This is a genomic window from Streptomyces sp. NPDC005728, from assembly GCF_040630895.1.
In the GTDB taxonomy this organism is placed as follows: Bacteria; Actinomycetota; Actinomycetes; order Streptomycetales; family Streptomycetaceae; genus Streptomyces.
Genome location: NZ_JBEXYL010000274.1, coordinates 1 through 1,830, shown reverse-complemented (window position 1 = coordinate 1,830; position 1,830 = coordinate 1). Strand labels below are relative to the sequence as shown.

General features: G+C 68.4%; 1 protein-coding gene. It reads left to right on the top strand.

Going from position 1 to position 1,830, the window contains the following annotated elements; translation table 11 throughout:
- Window positions 1–154 precede the first annotated feature (154 nt).
- Window positions 155–1,441 (top strand): hypothetical protein, encoded by a 1,287-nt coding sequence (locus tag ABZ471_RS48505; RefSeq protein WP_359075583.1) that lies wholly within the window; start codon window positions 155–157, stop codon window positions 1,439–1,441.
- Window positions 1,442–1,830 lie beyond the last annotated feature (389 nt).

Here is a 1,830-nt window from a genome sequence, read left to right as displayed (position 1 = left end):
GACCAGGTACGACAAGCTCGCCGTCCGCTACGAGTCGACCGTCCAGCTCACCCTCATACGGCAGGCGCTGTGACCACATCTCAAACACGTCCTAGCGCCCGCGTTTGACGAGTACCTGCAGAACCCGGTCGAACGGGCGGAGGTGTTGCGCTATGTGCAGGGCCTGAAGGACTGGATGGCGGGCAACCTTGAATGGGCGCTACGCCCTGGTGGCCGCTACCTGCCGGAGCGGTCCGGCGACGACCTGGCGGAAGGTCCGTTGCTGCCTGGTCCGACCGGCCGTGGCACCTCGGCGGCACGGCTCGGGCTCACCCGCCACCAGGTGGGCCGCCGGTCGCGCAGCTACCAAAACCTTCCCCGGCAGCCGCGCGAACAGATCGACCTGCCCGACTTCTACATGCCGTTCCAGCTCCGTATGAACCCTCTCCTGCAGGTGGCCCGCGAGCACGGTAACGCCTGGATCCGGGGCACGGGCATCACCACCGCGCCCGGCCTGGGCATCTGGAACGACGCGAGTGTCGAGGCGGCGGACTACCCGATGCTCGGCGCGGCGGCGCACCCCGACGCGGAGATCGCCGAACTGGACCTGCTCAACGACTGGTACACCTGGGGGTTCATCCAGGACGACTACCTTCTGGAGGTGTTTAAGCGTCGCCGCGACCTGGCGGGGGCGAAGGTCTATCTGGAGCGGCTGGCTCGGTTCGTCCCCCTCGACACGCTCGCCATGCCGGTGCCGTCCAACCCCTCGGAGCAGGGGCTGGCGGACCTGTGGCTGCGCACCGCACCGGCCGTCTCGGGCGAACTTCGTCGCAAGCTCGCCGACAACACGGTGGCCCATCTCCGGTCCGGCCTGTGGGAGATCTTCAATCTCGTGCACAACCGGGTACCGGAGCTGATCGACCATATGGAGATGCGGCGGCTGACCGTCGGGGCCGGCATCTGCGCGGACCTGATCGGCTACGGATCGGGGGAGGCCTTGCCGGACGCGGTCATGCGGAGCAGGCCGATGCGCCGGCTGACCGCGGTGGTCGGAGACTGGGTGGGCTGGTTCAACGACGTGGTGTCGTACCAGATGGAGATCGAGTTCGAGGAGGACCTCAGCAACGGCGTGCTGGCGCTGCGCCGGTTCACCGGCAGTGACCTGCCGGAGGCCGTCGACGGGGTGAACCGGCTGCTCACCGCCCGCCTGCGGGAGTACGAGCACCTCCGGGATATCGAGCTTCCGGAGCTGTACGACGAGTTGAAGCTGGGCGAGGAGGAACAGGCGAGCCTGGCCGACTACCTCCGGCAGCTGGAGGAGTGGATGGCTGGGTTCCTCCATTGGCACCTCAGCACGGGCCGCTACACCGACTTCCGTACCCGGACGACTCCGATCGCCACGATGCTACGCGGCCCGGTCGGACTGGGGACGTCGGCGGCGAGGCTCCGGCTGCGCACGTAGCGAGCAGACCGGATCGGCGCCCGCAGGGTTGTGCGAGCACACGGAGCACGGCGGCAGGACCGCCTTCGTGGACCTGCACAGCGTCGCTGACGAGCACGCCGACCACCCCGGTACCATCGGCACCGAGGTCCTGATCAGGGATTCCAGGACCGGACCACCCCGGATCGCTGTCCAGGCTGAGGGGTGGTCCGGCCTCTTGTTGGCGCCGGCCGCGCGTAGCACGGGCGACGAGTGGCCGGAGCCGAGGAAGCCGCGTTGTCCCCCTCGGTGGAGCGGGGGCCACGCGGCGGGCTTAGAGGGCGTTTGAAGTAGGCAGATTGCCCTTGATGCCCTAGTAAGTCCCTCGCCAGGTAGGGGTGGTCTCGTCCGTTATGCGCCTGGCGAGGTTG